The following is a 15,866-nucleotide window of genomic DNA, read 5'->3' as shown; positions in this document are numbered from 1 at the left end:
GGTCGGGTTCCCGCAGGCGGCGCTCGCGGCGCGTCGACGCGCCCGGTCGGCAGTACCCGCGGGCCGCACACAACCTGCCCGCGTACCGCGCCGACCCAGTAGGATCGTGCCGCCCTTACTCGGATCGTCCGGCACGTTCCTGCCGGGATGGGATGTGAATTCGTCATGGCCACTGTGACCTTCGACCACGCGACGCGGCTCTACCCCGGTGCCGCCAAACCCGCGGTGGATCGGCTGAATCTGGAGATCGCGGACGGTGAGTTCCTGGTGCTGGTCGGCCCGTCCGGCTGCGGGAAATCGACCTCGCTGCGCATGCTCGCCGGGCTGGAGGAGGTCAACGACGGCCGCATCCTGATCGGCGCGAACGACGTGACGCACGCCGAGCCCAAGGAACGCGACATCGCCATGGTGTTCCAGAACTACGCGCTCTACCCGCACATGACCGTCGCGGAGAACATGGGCTTCGCGCTGAAGCTGGCCAAGGTCGCCAAGGCGGAGAAGGAGAAGCGGGTACTGGAGGCGGCGAAGCTGCTCGACCTGGAGCCCTACCTGGATCGCAAGCCGAAGGCGCTCTCCGGCGGCCAGCGCCAGCGGGTCGCGATGGGCCGCGCGATCGTGCGTCAGCCACAGGTGTTCCTGATGGACGAGCCGCTGTCCAACCTGGACGCGAAGCTGCGGGTGCAGACCCGCACTCAGATCGCGCAGTTGCAGCGCAGGCTCGGCACCACCACGGTGTACGTCACGCACGACCAAGTCGAGGCGATGACCATGGGCGATCGCGTCGCCGTGCTGAAGGACGGCCTGCTGCAGCAGTGCGCCACGCCGCGCGACCTGTACCGCGATCCGGCCAATGTGTTCGTCGCGGGCTTCATGGGCTCGCCCGCCATGAACCTGTTCACGCTTCCGGTCACCGATGGCGGTGTCGAACTGGGCGGGCATGCGGTACCACTGCCACGTTCGGTCGCCGACGCGGCGGGGACCACCGTCACGGTCGGCATCCGGCCGGAACACTTCGAACTGGGCAACGGCTCCGGTATCGAGATGGAAGTCGACGTGGTGGAGGAGCTGGGCTCCGATGCCTACATCTACGGCCGCACCAGCGCCGGAGACGGGACCGGCGGCGCCGGGGAAACCATTGTGGCGCGCGCGGACTGGCGCAATCCGCCCGCGAAGGGCACTCGCCTGCGGCTGGCCACCGACGCCGAGCACATCTACTTCTTCGACACCGACGGCGGCCGGCTCAACTGAGCTGATCGCTGAAAGGCCCGCTCGCCTGAGCTATCCGGGTGAGCGGGTCAGCCGTCGATGTCGGTCGGCAACCCGCCCTGGATCCCGTCGAACGGACGACGGCCCCGCGGACGAGGACGCGGTCGCGTCCGTTCGGCCGATCCACTCGTGCGCCGTGCGGCAAGCCATCGGGCCGACGGGTCCAGCCGCGTGTCGCGTCCGTTCGACGGCCAATCCAGGCACCGCGCAGCGGCCGTCTGGTCGACGGGGCTGGGCGCGGTGTCCCAGCCGCTTGTCGCGGCGTCCTAGACTCCCCCGCCGGACCGGCGTTTCCGCCGCTGCTGGACATACTCCTGATTGAGCCGCACGCCGAGCTCCTCGAGCTCGATCTCCCGGCCCGACTCGCTGCGCACCTGCACCCGCACCGGAGCGCCGGTCGCCTCCTCGACCAGCAGCAGTGGAGCCGGACCCGCCTGTAGGTACGCGTCGCCCCACTGCATGAGCGCGAGCACCGCGGGCAGCAGATCCCGCCCCATCGGCGTGAGCACGTATTCGTGCCGGGTGCGCTTGCCCTCCTCTTGATACGGCTGTTTCGACAGCACGCCCGCCTCGGTGAGTTTGCGCAACTGCGTGGCGGCGGCCGCGTCGGTGATGCCGACCCGGCTGGCGAACCCGTCGAACCGGCGAGTCCCGTAGTACGCCTCGCGCAGGATGAGCACCGCCGAGCGGGTGCCGACGATGCCGAGCGCCTTGGCGATCGAGCACTCATCGGCCTGCCACGAGCTCAGATCGGCCAACGGTCCTTCCATCACTGCTGCCATGACGAACATCATACCGAGCCTGACTTGCCTGAACTATCGCCAGAGCTATCCTGACTCTATGCTAATAGAGCCAGGCATGGCGGCTCGGCTCTCGGTCCGGAAGGAAGCACCATGAGAGACGCGGTGATTGTCGAAGCGGTTCGCACACCGATCGGCAAAGGCAAGCCGAACGGCGCACTGCACAACATCAACGCGGTGGACCTGCTGGCCCACAGCCTGCGCGAGGTGGTGGATCGCAGCGGCATCGATCCCGTCCTCATCGACGACGTGATCGGCGGGATCGTCACCCAGGTCGGCGAGCAGGGCGCCAACATGACCCGGCGGGCCGCGCTGGCGGCCGGATATCCCGAATCCGTCCCCGCCACCACCGTCGATCGGCAGTGCGGCAGCAGCCAGCAGGCGATCCACTTCGCCGCGCAGGGCGTCATCGCCGGCGCCTACGACATCGTCGTGGCCGCCGGCGTCGAGTCGATGGGCCGCGTGCCCATGGGCGCCAACCTGATCGGCTCGGACGACGTCTCGGGGGCCGGTTTCGCCGAACGGTACCCGGACGGCCTGGTACCGCAGGGCATCAGCGCCGAGCTGATCGCCGCCGAGTGGGGACTGACCCGCGCCCAGCTCGACGAGTTCGCGCTCGGCAGCCACGAGAAGGCCGCCCTGGCCACCAAGAACGGACAGTTCGCGAGGGAACTCGCGCCGATCGGCGGACTAGCCACCGACGAGGGCATCCGGGTGGGCAGCACGCTGGAGACGCTGGCCGCGCTGCGTCCGGCCTACTACGACCCGGCCATGGCCGCCCGCTTCCCGCAGATCGGCTGGGAGATCACCGCGGCGTCCGCCAGCCAGGTGAGCGACGGCAGTGCGGCGGTGTTGATCATGACCAGCGAGCGGGCCGCGGAACTCGGGCTGAAGCCGCTCGCCCGGCTGCACAGCTTCGCCGTGGCCGGTGACGATCCGCTCTTGATGCTGACCGCCGTGATCCCGGCGACCAGGAAGGTGTTGCAGCGTGCCGGGCTGCGGTTGTCCGATATCGACCTGATCGAGATCAACGAGGCGTTCTCGCCGGTGGTGCTGGCCTGGGCGCACGACACCGGAGCGGACCTGGCCAAGGTCAACATCAACGGCGGCGCCATCGCCATCGGGCATCCGCTCGGCGCCTCGGGCGCACGCCTGATGACCACTCTGGTGCACGCCATGCAGGATCGCGGCGCCCGCTACGGCTTGCAAACCATGTGTGAGGCGGGAGGTTTGGCGAACGCGACCATCCTCGAACGGTTGTGAATGCGCGCGCGGTACCCATCGCGGGGTGGGTACCGCGCTCATATCGAGACGAGCACGATCGCGATCAGGAAGCCGACCAGCCAGGATTCGAGGATGAGCGGCACCGCTATCAGCGGGGTCCAGGCGATCGGCCGGCGACGGCGTACCTTCTCCAGCACCGAGACGACCGCGGCGAGCACCGATGCCACGATGCCGGTCCAGGCGATGACCTGCGCCCACGGCAGATACTCGACACCCCGCCCGTCCCGGCCGTCGCGCGCGAGCACTTCGTAGAGCGGGACGAAAGAGGCCATGAACCAGCCGAATCCGACGACGATCACCGAGCCCAGCGCCACGCGCAGGAAATCGTTCGCTCGCCGCTGGACGCGCCATGCCATGTTCCCAGCATGATGGCCTCACGGCCACAGTGCATCTCGATCGCTCACGGCCCGGTGTATACCTGCGCCGCGAGGGCGGCGCCGCCGCAGAACGAGCCGATGATCAGCAGCATCGCGAGCACCGGCCAGAACCACAGGTACCAGCGCTTGATCACGGCCACGATGAGCGTGGCGAACGTCCCGGCCAGCGCGAGCCCGGTTCCGCCCCAGGACACGGCGAATGCCCAGGCGAGGTATTCGGTGCGACAGGTAGTTGGCGTGCACGGGTCGGTGGCGAACGCGAAGAACAGCGTGAAGTATGCGGCGGTCAGGCCGAGAATCGCGGCGGCACAGTACAGCACGATGGCGAGCACCAAGTCCCAGGTCCGCACCGGCTGCTGACCGGGGCGAGGCGCGGACGGCCGGTCGTGCGGCCGAGGCTGTGGGATGCCCGTCTCGAACATGTCGTCAACGATCCCGGCTCCCGTTCTTCACCGGCTCCGGGAAACTACTCGAGTCGGCATGCGCAATCCCGCGACGAGGCCGCGCGGCCGAATAGGCTTGCTCATCAATGAGCGATTTTGCAACGCAGAGCGTCGTCTACGCCATTCCGATGCGGACCCGATTCCGTGGCATCACGGTGCGGGAGGGGATGCTGATCCACGGGCCGCTCGGGTGGGGCGAGTTCTGTCCGTTCCCGGAATACGACGACCAGGAGGCCGCCGCGTGGCTGGCCACGGCCGTGGAACAGGTCACGGCGGGCTGGCCCGAGCCGGTGCGGGACCGGATCCCGATCAATTGCACGGTGCCCGCCGTCGATCCGGAGCAGGCGCACGCGATCGTCGCCCGGTCCGGCTGCCGCACCGCCAAGGTGAAGGTCGCCGACCATCCCGACTCGCTCGCTGAGGATCTGGCCCGGGTAGAGGCGGTGCGCGACGCGCTCGGTCGCAACGGCGCGATCCGGGTCGACGCCAACGCGGTCTGGGATGTGGACACCGCCGTGCGCCACATCGATCGGATCGATAAGGCCGCGGGCGGCCTGGAGTACGTCGAACAACCGTGCCGGACCATCGAGGAGTTGGCCGCGGTGCGCCGCCGCGTCGACGTCCGCATCGCCGCCGACGAATCCATCCGCCGCGCCGAGGACCCATTGCGGGTCGCGGTCGCCGGGGCCGCCGATATCGCCGTGCTCAAGTGCACCCCGCTCGGCGGCGTCCGCCGGGCCCTCCAGGTGGCCGAGGCCGCGGGCCTGCCGTGCGTCGTCTCCTCCGCGTTGGAGACCAGCGTCGGCCTCGCCGCCCAGCTGGCACTGGCGGGAGCGCTCCCGGAACTCGACTTCGCCTGCGGCCTCGGCACTTTGAGCCTCCTCACGGGCGACGTAACCCCCGGCTCCCTCCGCCCGGTCGACGGCTATCTCCCGGTCCGCCGCACCCCACCCCAACCGGACCCCGACCTCCTGGAACGCCACCGCCACCCCGACCCCGACCGCACCGCCTGGTGGCACGCCCGCCTCACTCGCGTCTCCACCCTCCTCCAACCCCCCACCCCCTAGCGAGTGGCACATGGCTGCGGAGAAGTCCGAGATGGGCTCTCCACCATGTGCCACTCGAAGCTCACCCGAGCCGTACTCCGCAGCCGAGCATGGTGGTGCGGAGAATTAGCGCTGCTTCGGGGCCGATGATGCCGTCGACTAGTTCTATGTAGCGGTTGCAGAATTCGGGGCCGTGCGGGGCGACGGACGCGGGTGCGGATTCCAGGTGATGGGCCAGTTCGTGCAGGATCACCAGTTCGCGCAGCGCCCAAGCGGTGCCGCCGGTGTGCAGCGGGACCGCCAGGACCGCCTCGGCAGCTTCGTAATGCGCGGCGGTCACTCCGGAGCGGGCACGGACGCGCACCGGGCTCGCGGCCTGTTCCCATCGCGCCCGAACCCAATTGAGCGCCAGCACCTTGTCCGCGTAGCTCTGTACGGACTCCACCGAGGCGAAGCGGCGCTCGATCGGCAAGGTGAGATGCGAGCCGTACAGCTCGACGGTTCGCACGCCATGCTCGTCGGCTCGATCGAATGCCCCGCGCACCAATTGTTCGGCGTCGTACACCTTGGCGCGCTGACTGTCGCGCACGGTCATCGACGCTGCTCCACGGCCGGTGCCGGACCATGCGCGAAGAGGAGCACGCGATTGTCCGTCGGCGCGTCGGCCGAGCGGACACGACCGGGTCCGCCCGTGCCTGCCGAGCGCGCTCCACTCACGGCGGTCCGCTAGCGTCGGGCGGGGTCAATTGCCCACGGGCAGCGGGGAGCTCGGGCGAGGCGCCGATCCGCGCTGCTCTGCCCGCGCGATCCCCGGCTGCCCGCGCCGCCGCCGAGTGCCCTGTCGACTCCTGCGGCCCGCGCCAGGTGCCGCGCGCCTCCGATGTCCGCGAGTAGAAGTCTGTGAGCTCTATCTCTTTGTCACGCAGAGCCAGCGCGGTACCGGTCGCACCGGCGTCCCCGGGCAACACTTCCGCTTCGACTTCTGCCTTCACCTCCGCCAGCCGCCGGCCGATCCGCGCGGCGAAAGCCATCTGGAAGTTCAGCCGTGCCGTCACGCCCGCGACCGGCACCTGCACCCGGCGCCGAACCTGACGTCCCCAGCGCTTCTCCACGACGACCTTCTCCACGGTGGCCGACCGGTAGGCCCCCGATTTGATGTACTGGTCGGAGGCCCGCACCATCTGCACCAACAAACTGGCGTACAGCGCCGCACACGTGTCTATGTCGGAGTCGAAGCCGTAGGCATAGACCTGCGTCGAGGTCCTGGCTACATCGCAGCGCACGTCGTTGGCCGAGGCGATCGCGACGAACAACTGGACATAGGTGCGCAGTCCACGCTTGCCCGGCTCGCCGATCGGGATGATCCGCTGCACCGGCGTCGGCCTGCGCTCGCGTCCCGCGATGTGGGCGCGCGCCACCGTGAGGTCGATGGAGGACTTCGTGGCCAGCCGCTGAGCCGCAGCGAGGAAAGCTTCGGCCTCGTGTTCGTTGTCGGTGGATTCGGCCTTGCGCAGCAGTCCACCGATGCGGGTGAGCATCCGATCGGGAACCGCGTTCGGCGAAGTCATCGGGTCCCAAGCTTAAGGGGCGCAGCCGGACGAAGTCCGTCCGCAGCCTGCGCCGGGCCGAGCGAAGGCGAGGCAGCCGCGTGACCGGGACTTCGCGCCACTCTCCGGCGGGCCGGATCGACACCATGTATCTTGCCTTGTGCACCGGCAGGGTGTGCTGCCGCTCACGATTGATCCTGGAGTGTTTGCGATGGCTGTGAAGAAGGTGTCGGCCCTACGTTCGTCGCTCGTGCCGCGGGCCGCGGTGGCGGCCGCGTCGGTCGCGCTGCTGACCGCGACGTTCACCAGCGCCTGCGGCAGCGACAGCGGCGGCAGCCCGATCAGCCAGAACCTCACCGGGCGCGGCCCGATCACCTACGTCGAGGGCAAGGACACCACCGAGACCGGCGCGGTCAAGCAGTTGATCGAGCGCTGGAACGCCACGCACCCCGACGAGCAGGTGACCTTCAAAGAGCAGTCGAACGACGCCTCGCAGCAGTACGACGACTTGGTCGAGCACATGCGCTCCAAGCAGTCCAACTACGACGTGGTCGCCCTCGACGTGCCGTGGACGGCCGAGTTCGCCGCCAAGGGCTGGATCCAGCCGCTGAAGGACTCCTTCGCCGTCGACACCACCGCGCTGCTCTCCCCGCCGGTGGCCAGCGCCACCTACAACAACACCCTCTATGCCGCGCCTCGCAACACCAACGGCGGCCTGCTGTTCTACCGCAAGGACCTGGTGCCCAACCCGCCCAAGACGTGGAACGAGATGCTGGCCCAGTGCCACATCGCGCGGGAGCAGAACATCGGCTGCTACGCGGGCCAGTTCGCGCCCTACGAAGGTCTCACCGTGAACGCGGCCGAGGTCATCAACGCCTACGGCGGCAGCTTCGTCGGCGCCGACGGCAAGACTCCCACGGTGAACAGCCCGCAGTCGCGGGCTGGACTGAAGGTCCTGGTCGACGCGTACAACAGCGGCGACATCCCGAAGGAAGCCATCACCTTCAAGGAGCCGGAGTCCAGCAATGCCTTCGCGCAGGGCAAGCTGCTGTTCCTGCGGTCGTGGCCGTCCACCTTCGGCGACGTCGGCGGCGAGGCTTCCGCGGTGAAGGACAAGTTCGCGGTCGCTCCGCTCCCCGGCGAGGACGGCGTCGGCGCCTCGACCCTCGGCGGCTACAACGCGGCGATCAGCGCGTTCTCCAAGAACAAGGCCACTGCGCTGGACTTCCTGCGCTTCCTGATCAGTGAGGACGCCCAGCACATCGTCGCCTCCGGCGCGCTGCCCTCGGTGCGCGCTTCGATGTACGACGACCCCGCGCTGATCGCGAAGATGCCGTACCTGCCCGCGCTCAAGGACTCGATCGCCAGCGCGGTGCCGCGCCCGGTCACCCCGTTCTATCCCGCGGTGTCCAAGGCCATCCAGGACAACGCCTATGCTGCGTTGAACGGAACCAAGTCCGTCGATGACGCGATCACCGGTATGCAGAAGGGCATCGAGACCGCCGGATCGTAAGCGCTGATTGCAACGGACCCGACGAACCCGCAGGAGAGAGAAACGGTGTCGGATCCTTCGGGAGCGGCGACTATCGCGCCGAAAGACGACGATTTCGTTCCGGCCAGACGCGGCATCGCCGCGACGATAGGGCTGGAGCTGCAGCGTTCCGGGAAAGCCTGGCTGTTCGTCACGCCGGTACTGCTCGCGCTCGCGGTCGTCATCGGGTATCCGGTGGTCCGGGCGCTGTGGATGTCCTTCCAGAAGGACTCCGGACTCGACCCGGCGACCGGCATGTTCGTCGAAGGCGGCAGTGCCGGATTCTCGAACTACACGCACTGGCTGCTGCAGCAGTGCCAGGTCGCGACCGGCGAGATGGTGTCCTGCCCGACCGGCAACCTGGGCTCGCAATTCTGGCTGGCCGTCGGCGTCACGCTGTTCTTCACGGTGGTCACGGTCGCGCTCGAGCTGACGCTCGGCCTCGGCATGGCCATGGTGATGGGCAAGACCTTCCGGGGCAGGGCGCTGCTGCGCGCGGCCGTGCTGATTCCGTGGGCCATCCCGACCGCCGTCACGGCACGGTTGTGGGAGTTCATGTTCCAGTACGACGGCGTGGTGAACCGGGTCCTCGGCACGCACGTCCTGTGGACCTCCGACGAGTGGCCCGCGCGGTTCGCGGTGATCGCCGCCGACGTCTGGAAGACCACGCCGTTCATGGCGCTGTTGCTGCTCGCCGGGCTGCAGGTGATCCCGGCCGACGTGTACGAGGCGGCGCGGGTCGACGGTGCGTCGGCCTGGCAGCGGTTCACCCAGATCACGCTCCCGCTGCTGAAGCCGGCCCTGCTGGTCGCGGTGCTGTTCCGCACCATGGACGCGCTGCGCATGTACGACCTGCCCGCGATCATGACGCTGGGCAACCCGTCCACCCGCACGGTGTCGATCCTGGTGGTCGAGCAGGTTCGGCAAGGACCCAACAGCGCGGCCGCGTTGTCCACGATCACCTTCCTTTTGATCTTCGCGGTGGCGTTCGTGCTGGTGAAGGTCCTGGGCGCGAACGCGGTTCGGACCCAGGAAGAGCAGCGGAGGGCCGGATGAGACACGTGTCCCGCACGACACGGGAGGCGCATTGATGTCCGTGCAGACGACGAAGAAGCCCGCCGCGCGGGCGGAAGAGCCCGCCGCGCCGCCGGTTCCGTGGACCAAGCGGCTCGGTTCGGTGCGGTTGTACCTCGGTGCCCTGATCGTGCTGGTCTGGGGTCTCGCGCCGTTCTACTGGATGGCGGTCACCGCGTTCCGCGACCCCGACTACACCTTCGACAACACGCCGTGGCCGACGCACGTCACGTTGGAGAACTTCCGCAACGCGTTCGACACCAGCCGCGGCAACGACTTCGGCAAGGCGCTGGTGAACAGCGTCGTCATCGGTGCGGCCACCACGGTGATCGCGTTGGTGATCGGCGTATTCGCCGCGTACGCGCTGGCGCGGCTGACCTTCCGGGGCAAGTACGTGGTGTCCGGACTGATCCTGAGCGCCTCGATGTTTCCCGTCGTCGTGCTGGTGACCCCGCTGTTCCAGCTGTTCACCAACCTCGGCTGGATCGGCGAGTACCAGGCGATGGTCATCCCCAACATCTCGTTCGTGCTGCCGATGACGGTCTACATCCTCGCGTCCTTCTTCACCGAACTGCCCTGGGAACTCGAGGAAGCGGCGCGAATCGACGGCGCGACCAAGATGCAGGCCTTCCGTCTGGTCATGCTGCCGCTCGCGGCCCCCGCCGTGTTCACCACCGCGATCCTGGCGTTCATCGCGGCGGTCAACGAATACCTGCTGGCCCGTTTGCTTTCCAGCGACAAGACCGAGCCCGTCACCGTCGCAATCGCCCGGTTCTCCGGCAACAACCCCCTGGTCCAGCCGTACGCGGCGATCATGGCCGCGGGCACCATCGTCACCATCCCGCTGGTCATCATGGTCCTGCTCTTCCAGCGCCGCATCATCTCCGGCCTCACCGCGGGCGGCGTGAAGAGCTGAGCTGTGTTTGATTTGCAGCGCCTGCGGCGCTGCGTATTCGCGGCTCCCTGATGGGTCGCGTCCGAGCGACCGCCGTTGGCGACTTCGTCGCGGACGCGGCGGCCACTCGGACGCGAGCCGGGCCGCGAACGGGGCATGCTCGGTCTCGCTTCGCTCGAAACCGGTGGTCGCGCCGATGCGGTTGCCTCGCGTGGTAATCGCGGCAGCTGGTGGTTTGCCGATACTCTGACAGCTCGACGGCGGGAGATGTCGCACACGCGTCAGCCGCCTGGAAGCGGAAGCCGCTGTCGAGGGGCACGGTAAACTCGATTCCTCAATACTCTTTTCCGATCGTGTTCGTGCAGGTGAGTTCGTCCGACACTCCGGGAGGAGATGATCGTGAGCTCGTTCCGCAAGCCGCCAGGGCGCGCACGCGGCGCCAAGAAGAACTCCCGGCGCGCACTGTATTCCTCGAGGGCGGGCCGGAACGAGCGGACGAAAGCATCGAACCGGACCGCGCGCGAGCGAGACACGGCGCACCGGAAACAACACCATCCCACGCCACCTCCGGTGCACGATCCGAATCGACGGCCACGCAGTAGGGCCGAACGGGTCCGCCGCTTTCTGCTCGCCCTGTTCATCCTGTTCGGCGTGGTGCCCGCGCTGCTGTCCGTCCTGGCGTACTGGAGCGCCGAGATACCGGATCCGACGGCGATGCAGGGAAACCAGATCGCCACCGTCCTCGCGGCCGACGGCAGCACCGTGATCGCGAAGGTCGTTCCGCCCGAAGGCAATCGCACGCCGGTCCCGCTGTCGGAGGTGCCGCGGCCGGTACGCGACGCGGTGCTGTCCGCCGAGGATCGCAACTTCTACACCAATCCCGGTTACTCGGCCTCCGGCTTCCTCCGCGCCGTCCGCGACAACCTGCTCGGGCGCGACAACGCGGGCGGCGGCTCCACGATCACCCAGCAGTACGTGAAGAACGCGTTCCTCGGCTCCGAGCGCACGGTCACGCGCAAGCTGCGCGAGCTGATCATCGCGGCGAAGATGGCCCGGCAGTGGAGCAAGGACGACATCCTCGCCGCCTATCTCAACACCATCTATTACGGCCGCGGGGCCTACGGGATAGCGTCGGCGGCCAAGGCCTACTTCGACAAGCAGGTGAACCAGCTGACCCTCGCCGAGGGGGCGGTGCTGGCCGCGCTGATCCGGACGCCGTCGATCCTGGACCCGGAAACCCATCTTCCGGATCTGAAGGAACGCTGGCGTTACGTGCTCGACGGCATGGTCGAGATGGACGTGCTGGCGCCGGGCGATCGCGACGCGACGATGTTTCCGCCGATCATCCCCCTCTCCGAGATCCCCGACGACAACGTGACCCGCGGCCCGGAGGGTCTGATCCGCAACCAGGTGGTGCGCGAGCTGCGCGCCTCGGGTATCAGCGAACGCGAATTGAACACCGGCGCACTGCAGATCACCACCACCATCGACGCGAAGGCGCAGCAGGCGGCGCTCGACGCGGTGCGTGCTCGGCTTGATGGCCAGCCACCGGAACTTCGCGCGGCGGTGGTGTCGATCGATCCACGCTCCGGCGCGGTGCGCGCGTACTTCGGCGGCCACGACGGCATCGGCTTCGACTTCGCTCAGGCGCCGTTGCAGACCGGGTCGGCGTTCAAGGTCTTCGCGGTGATAGCCGCGCAGCAGCAGAGCATTCCGCTGTCTCGCGTGCTGGACAGCTCCCCGGTGACCGACAACCGCACCCGGATCACCAACGTGGACGGCGAGTCCTGCGGGAAGTGCACCATGGCCGAGGCGCTGAAGCGCTCACTGAACACCAGCTTCTACCGGTTGACCATGTCGATGTTCGACGGGCCTCAGTCCATCGCCGACGCGGCGCACGCGGCGGGCATCCCCGAGGAGATGCCCGGCGTGGCGGGCAAGACGCTGACCGAAGACGGTGGAAAACCGCTGAACGGCATCGTTCTCGGCCAGTATCTGGTCCGGCCCATCGATATGGCATCGGCGTACGCCACGATCGGCGCGTCGGGCGTCTACCACCAGCCGTACTTCGTGCAGCGGGTGGTGACCGGTGACGGGCGCGTGCTGCTGGATCGCGGCGCGCCGGATCAGCGGGCCGGCAAGCAGATGCCGCCCGGCCAGCAGCGCATCTCGCAGGCCATCGCGCAGAACACCGTTCAGGCGATGACCCCGATCGCGGCCTACTCCAACGGGCACGGGCTGAAGGACAACCGGCCCTCGGCCGCCAAGACCGGCACCACTCAGCTCGGCGACACCGACGCGAACAAGGACGCGTGGATGATCGGCTTCACCCCCTCGCTGTCCACGGCGGTGTGGATCGGCACCGAACAGTCGCAGCCGATCCGGACCGCGCGCGGCGCCGACATCTACGGCTCCGGCCTGCCCGCCGACATCTGGAAACAGGTCATGGACAACGCGCTCGACGGCACCCCGATCGAGCAGTTCCCGGGTACACCGGCGCAGCCGAATCAGAGCAAGCCCTCCGGCGGGGCCTACGACATCCTGAATCCGCCGCAGCAGTCGCCGGAGCGCGAGCCCGTCGTCATCATCCCGCCCACCACGCAGCCGCCCAGGGAAGTCGAGATTTTCCCTGGACTCAGCATTCCGGTTCCGGGATAGCGATGATGCTGTGACCTTCCGTGGCCCGGAGGAACGGATGACATGGCAGCATCGTTTGCCAGAGTGAGAGCGAACAGCGAGTGCGTCGGAGGCCGACGCCGGAACCGCGGAAACGATGCGGAAGGATATGCGCTCGAGCGACGACAGCGCGGCGCGAGCGACGGGCCCGGAGGCGGTAGCCTGCGTCACCATGAAGGGCACCGGGAGCGACGCCAAGTGGAGACAGACGAGACATAGGGGCTACGCCGGTGGATTTCAATGTCGTTGACCAACCCGAGACGCTGGTGGCGGGAACAGTGCTTCGCAGCCCCGCGCTCGCGGTCGAGGGGCCGCGCCGCGCGAAAGTCGAAGAGGCGTGGAAGCGCAACCTGGCTCGCAAGCTGCCCGGACCGCCGACCACGGCGTACGTCGACCATGCGCCGGAGATCAATTCGTACCTGACCCATATCGTCGGCTACCGCTGTCACAGCCTGGCCGATCTGCTTCCCGGTGACGTGCTCGCCCGGGTGCCCGCAGGACGGTTCGCCCGGTTCATCGCCAGCGGCGACAATCTCGGCGACACCATCGTGACCATTTGGCGCGCGGTGTGGGACGCGGAGGCCGCGGGCCGTCTCGTGCGCGCCTATACCGGTGACTGGGAGCACTATCCCGACGCCCGCACGGCGGAAGTCTTCGTGGCATTGGCGGACGATCAGGTCGACGAGTAGGAACAGACAGTGGATTTCGAGATCGTCACATTGGAGCAGAGCATGGTCGCGGGCCTCACCGTGCCGCTCGCCGGCCGCGAGGTCACCGCGCGCGACCTCGATCTGGTCAACTTCACCTGGGACCGGTATCTGGCACGGGAGAAGAACGTGCCCCGGGTGGCCGCCTACATCGGCCAGAACGACCATGCCGTCGCCGTGCTCGGCTACGAACTCGCCGGCATGGACGAGTTGGACCCGGGCGACGTGCTCACCATCATCCCGCGCGGCCGCTACGCCAAGTTCGTCGTCGCCGACAAGCCCTACGACCTGCTGCGTACCGCATGGGCCCAGGTCGCGAAAGCGGAGAATGCGGGAACCATCACCCGCTCCCACACCGCCGAGGTCGAGCGCTACACCGGCCCGGCTTCCGTGGAGGTCTACGTCTCGCTGGACTAGAGCGCGCGGGACTGACGCAGCCGGCCGGGGGCTTGTGCCTCCGGCCGGCTTGCATCGGTGTTCACCGAATCACTCGGCGCCGATGATGAACGCTTCGAGCTGGGCGCGCGCGACGTCGTCGGCGAGCTGCTGCGGCGGGGACTTCATGAGGTAAGCCGAGGCCGGGATGACCGGTCCGCCGATGCCGCGGTCCTTGGCGATCTTCGCCGCGCGCACCGCGTCGATGATGATGCCCGCCGAGTTCGGCGAGTCCCACACCTCGAGCTTGTACTCCAGGTTCAGCGGCACGTCACCGAAGGCGCGGCCCTCCAGGCGGACGTAGGCCCACTTGCGGTCGTCGAGCCAGCCGACGTGGTCGGACGGGCCGATGTGCACGTCGTTGGCGCCGAGTTCCTTCTTGAGGTTGCTGGTGACGGCCTGCGTCTTGGAGATCTTCTTGGACTCCAGGCGCTCGCGCTCGAGCATGTTCTTGAAGTCCATGTTGCCGCCGACGTTGAGCTGCATGGTGCGGTCGAGCTGCACGCCGCGATCCTCGAACAGCTTGGCCATCACGCGGTGGGTGATGGTCGCCCCGACCTGGCTCTTGATGTCGTCGCCGACGATCGGCACACCGGCCTTGGTGAACTTCTCCGCCCACACCGGGTCGGAGGCGATGAACACCGGCAGGGCGTTCACGAACGCGACACCGGCGTCGATGGCGCACTGCGCGTAGAACTTGTCGGCTTCCTCCGAGCCCACCGGCAAGTAGGACACCAGCACGTCGACCTTGTGGTCCTTCAGCACCTTGACCACGTCGACCGGGTCGGCCTCGGACAGCTCGATGGTCTCCGCGTAGTACTTGCCGATGCCGTCCAGGGTGGGACCGCGCTGCACGACGACGTCGCTCGGCGGCACGTCGGAGATCTTGATCGTGTTGTTCTCGCTGGCGAAGATCGCCTCGGCCAGGTCGAAACCGACCTTCTTCGCGTCCACGTCGAACGCGGCGACGAACTTGACGTCGCGAACGTGGTACGGCCCGAACTTCACATGCATCAGCCCGGGAACGGTCGAGGACTCGTCCGCGTCCTTGTAGTACTGCACGCCTTGGACCAGCGACGAGGCGCAGTTGCCCACACCTACGATGGCGACGCGAACTTCCGTGGCATTGTCAGCCTTTTTGTCGTCACTCATGGCCGATATTTCCCTCTTTCTGTGGTGCCGCCTTCGTCGATTGCTCCGCCGCAATCAACTCGTTGAGCCAGCGCACTTCGCGCTCGCTTGATTCGAGTCCGAGTTGATGGAGTTGCCGGGTGTAGCGATCCAAGGACCCGCTGGCCTTCTTGATCGCCTCCCGGAGCCCCTCTCGGCGCTCCTCGACCTGACGCCGCCTGCCCTCCAGAATCCGCATCCGCGCCTCCGCGGGGGTGCGGCTGAAGAAGGCCAGGTGCACGCCGAAGCCGTCGTCGGTGTAGTTCTGCGGTCCGGTGTCGGCGAGCAATTCGTTGAACCGCTCCCGCCCGGCCGGAGTCAGTTGGTACACCCGGCGCGCACGGCGTGTGGTCGCGCCCGCGGGGATCTCCTCGGCGATCAACCCGTCCGCCTGCATCCGGCGCAGCGTCGGATAGAGCGATCCGTAGGAGAAGGCCCGAAACGCCCCGAGCAGGCCGGTCAGCCGCTTGCGCAGCTCGTAACCGTGCATGGGCGCTTCGAGGAGCAGCCCGAGAATTGCCAGTTCGAGCACCGGGCTTCACCCCCTGACTGTGTTCAGACCTAACCGATGGATGCGACTTTCCACTATATCGGAGCGATACATCCGTGCACAGT

The 15,866-nt window shown here is 67.9% G+C and carries 16 protein-coding genes; 9 read left to right on the top strand and 7 right to left on the bottom strand.

The features are described 5' to 3' along the window. The first annotated feature begins 165 nt into the window (after window positions 1-165). A complete protein-coding gene (locus IU459_RS01385) occupies window positions 166-1,248 on the top strand; it encodes an ABC transporter ATP-binding protein (protein ID WP_195127572.1) in 1,083 nt (360 codons plus the stop codon). 284 nt (window positions 1,249-1,532) lie between these two features. Here the strand turns inward: IU459_RS01385 and IU459_RS01380 are convergent, their stop codons facing one another. After that, entirely contained in the window at window positions 1,533-2,060 is a 528-nt protein-coding gene (locus tag IU459_RS01380) for a winged helix-turn-helix transcriptional regulator (protein WP_195127571.1), read from the bottom strand. A gap of 99 nt (window positions 2,061-2,159) precedes the next feature. Here IU459_RS01380 and IU459_RS01375 point away from each other — a divergent pair, with 99 nt between their 5' ends. Further along, window positions 2,160-3,329, top strand: a complete 1,170-nt coding sequence (locus IU459_RS01375; RefSeq protein WP_195127570.1) for a thiolase family protein — start codon at window positions 2,160-2,162, stop codon at window positions 3,327-3,329. Between the two features lie 38 nt (window positions 3,330-3,367). Here the strand turns inward: IU459_RS01375 and IU459_RS01370 are convergent, their stop codons facing one another. Continuing rightward, entirely contained in the window at window positions 3,368-3,706 is a 339-nt protein-coding gene (locus IU459_RS01370) for a hypothetical protein (RefSeq protein ID WP_195127569.1), read from the bottom strand. Window positions 3,707-3,750: 44 nt separating this feature from the next. Beyond that, window positions 3,751-4,149 (bottom strand): hypothetical protein, encoded by a 399-nt coding sequence (locus IU459_RS01365; protein ID WP_195127568.1) that lies wholly within the window; start codon window positions 4,147-4,149, stop codon window positions 3,751-3,753. A 107-nt stretch (window positions 4,150-4,256) separates the two neighbouring features. On the opposite strand from IU459_RS01365, the gene IU459_RS01360 reads away from it, so the two are divergent. Beyond that, window positions 4,257-5,237, top strand: coding sequence for an o-succinylbenzoate synthase (locus IU459_RS01360; RefSeq protein WP_195127567.1), 981 nt, complete (start codon window positions 4,257-4,259; stop codon window positions 5,235-5,237). A gap of 61 nt (window positions 5,238-5,298) precedes the next feature. On the opposite strand, the gene IU459_RS01355 is transcribed toward IU459_RS01360, so the two are convergent. Next, window positions 5,299-5,811 (bottom strand): TIGR04338 family metallohydrolase, encoded by a 513-nt coding sequence (locus tag IU459_RS01355; protein ID WP_195127566.1) that lies wholly within the window; start codon window positions 5,809-5,811, stop codon window positions 5,299-5,301. Window positions 5,812-5,929: 118 nt separating this feature from the next. Next, the gene (locus IU459_RS01350) at window positions 5,930-6,784 is read right to left on the bottom strand and encodes a DUF2786 domain-containing protein (RefSeq protein WP_228837165.1); all 855 of its coding nucleotides are present in this window, start codon (window positions 6,782-6,784) and stop codon (window positions 5,930-5,932) included. Between the two features lie 190 nt (window positions 6,785-6,974). Between IU459_RS01350 and IU459_RS01345 the strand changes: the two genes are divergently transcribed. From IU459_RS01345 to IU459_RS01320, 6 genes are all read left to right on the top strand, one after another. Beyond that, window positions 6,975-8,276 carry an ABC transporter substrate-binding protein gene (locus IU459_RS01345; protein ID WP_195127565.1) on the top strand — a complete coding sequence of 434 codons (1,302 nt, stop codon included), beginning with the start codon at window positions 6,975-6,977 and terminating at the stop codon, window positions 8,274-8,276. A 114-nt stretch (window positions 8,277-8,390) separates the two neighbouring features. After that, entirely contained in the window at window positions 8,391-9,350 is a 960-nt protein-coding gene (locus IU459_RS01340; protein WP_324198708.1) for a carbohydrate ABC transporter permease, read from the top strand. Between the two features lie 34 nt (window positions 9,351-9,384). Next, a complete protein-coding gene (locus IU459_RS01335) occupies window positions 9,385-10,284 on the top strand; it encodes a carbohydrate ABC transporter permease (RefSeq protein WP_195127563.1) in 900 nt (299 codons plus the stop codon). Window positions 10,285-10,656: 372 nt separating this feature from the next. Beyond that, complete coding sequence (locus IU459_RS01330; RefSeq protein WP_195127562.1) at window positions 10,657-12,921, top strand: transglycosylase domain-containing protein; 2,265 nt, start codon at window positions 10,657-10,659, stop codon at window positions 12,919-12,921. Between the two features lie 248 nt (window positions 12,922-13,169). Beyond that, window positions 13,170-13,628, top strand: coding sequence for a GyrI-like domain-containing protein (locus IU459_RS01325; protein WP_195127561.1), 459 nt, complete (start codon window positions 13,170-13,172; stop codon window positions 13,626-13,628). Between the two features lie 9 nt (window positions 13,629-13,637). Continuing rightward, on the top strand, window positions 13,638-14,063 hold the full coding sequence (locus tag IU459_RS01320; protein WP_195127560.1) for a GyrI-like domain-containing protein: 426 nt from the start codon (window positions 13,638-13,640) through the stop codon (window positions 14,061-14,063). 69 nt (window positions 14,064-14,132) lie between these two features. Here IU459_RS01320 and IU459_RS01315 read toward each other — a convergent pair whose 3' ends face one another. Both IU459_RS01315 and IU459_RS01310 read right to left on the bottom strand, forming a co-directional pair. Further along, the gene (locus tag IU459_RS01315; RefSeq protein WP_195127559.1) at window positions 14,133-15,233 is read right to left on the bottom strand and encodes an inositol-3-phosphate synthase; all 1,101 of its coding nucleotides are present in this window, start codon (window positions 15,231-15,233) and stop codon (window positions 14,133-14,135) included. Next, window positions 15,226-15,783 carry a PadR family transcriptional regulator gene (locus IU459_RS01310; RefSeq protein ID WP_067477117.1) on the bottom strand — a complete coding sequence of 186 codons (558 nt, stop codon included), beginning with the start codon at window positions 15,781-15,783 and terminating at the stop codon, window positions 15,226-15,228. Before IU459_RS01310 ends, IU459_RS01315 begins: the two co-directional genes overlap by 8 nt. Window positions 15,784-15,866 lie beyond the last annotated feature (83 nt).

The organism is Nocardia amamiensis, assembly GCF_015477605.1.
GTDB lineage: Bacteria > Actinomycetota > Actinomycetes > Mycobacteriales > Mycobacteriaceae > Nocardia > Nocardia amamiensis_A.
This window is presented reverse-complemented; position numbering and strand designations above follow the sequence as displayed.

Excerpts from the sequence above, each read along its gene's own strand:
- IU459_RS01370 (WP_195127569.1), bottom strand. The coding sequence starts at position 3,706 with ATGGCATGGCGCGTCCAGCGGCGAGCGAACGATTTCCTGCGCGTGGCG.
- IU459_RS01365 (WP_195127568.1), bottom strand. The coding sequence starts at position 4,149 with ATGTTCGAGACGGGCATCCCACAGCCTCGGCCGCACGACCGGCCGTCC.
- IU459_RS01385 (WP_195127572.1), top strand. The coding sequence starts at position 166 with ATGGCCACTGTGACCTTCGACCACGCGACGCGGCTCTACCCCGGTGCC.
- IU459_RS01345 (WP_195127565.1), top strand. The coding sequence starts at position 6,975 with ATGGCTGTGAAGAAGGTGTCGGCCCTACGTTCGTCGCTCGTGCCGCGG.
- IU459_RS01380 (WP_195127571.1), bottom strand. The coding sequence starts at position 2,060 with ATGATGTTCGTCATGGCAGCAGTGATGGAAGGACCGTTGGCCGATCTG.
- IU459_RS01375 (WP_195127570.1), top strand. The coding sequence starts at position 2,160 with ATGAGAGACGCGGTGATTGTCGAAGCGGTTCGCACACCGATCGGCAAA.
- IU459_RS01335 (WP_195127563.1), top strand. The coding sequence starts at position 9,385 with ATGTCCGTGCAGACGACGAAGAAGCCCGCCGCGCGGGCGGAAGAGCCC.
- IU459_RS01355 (WP_195127566.1), bottom strand. The coding sequence starts at position 5,811 with ATGACCGTGCGCGACAGTCAGCGCGCCAAGGTGTACGACGCCGAACAA.
- IU459_RS01330 (WP_195127562.1), top strand. The coding sequence starts at position 10,657 with ATGATCGTGAGCTCGTTCCGCAAGCCGCCAGGGCGCGCACGCGGCGCC.
- IU459_RS01315 (WP_195127559.1), bottom strand. The coding sequence starts at position 15,233 with ATGAGTGACGACAAAAAGGCTGACAATGCCACGGAAGTTCGCGTCGCC.
- IU459_RS01360 (WP_195127567.1), top strand. The coding sequence starts at position 4,257 with ATGAGCGATTTTGCAACGCAGAGCGTCGTCTACGCCATTCCGATGCGG.
- IU459_RS01350 (WP_228837165.1), bottom strand. The coding sequence starts at position 6,784 with ATGACTTCGCCGAACGCGGTTCCCGATCGGATGCTCACCCGCATCGGT.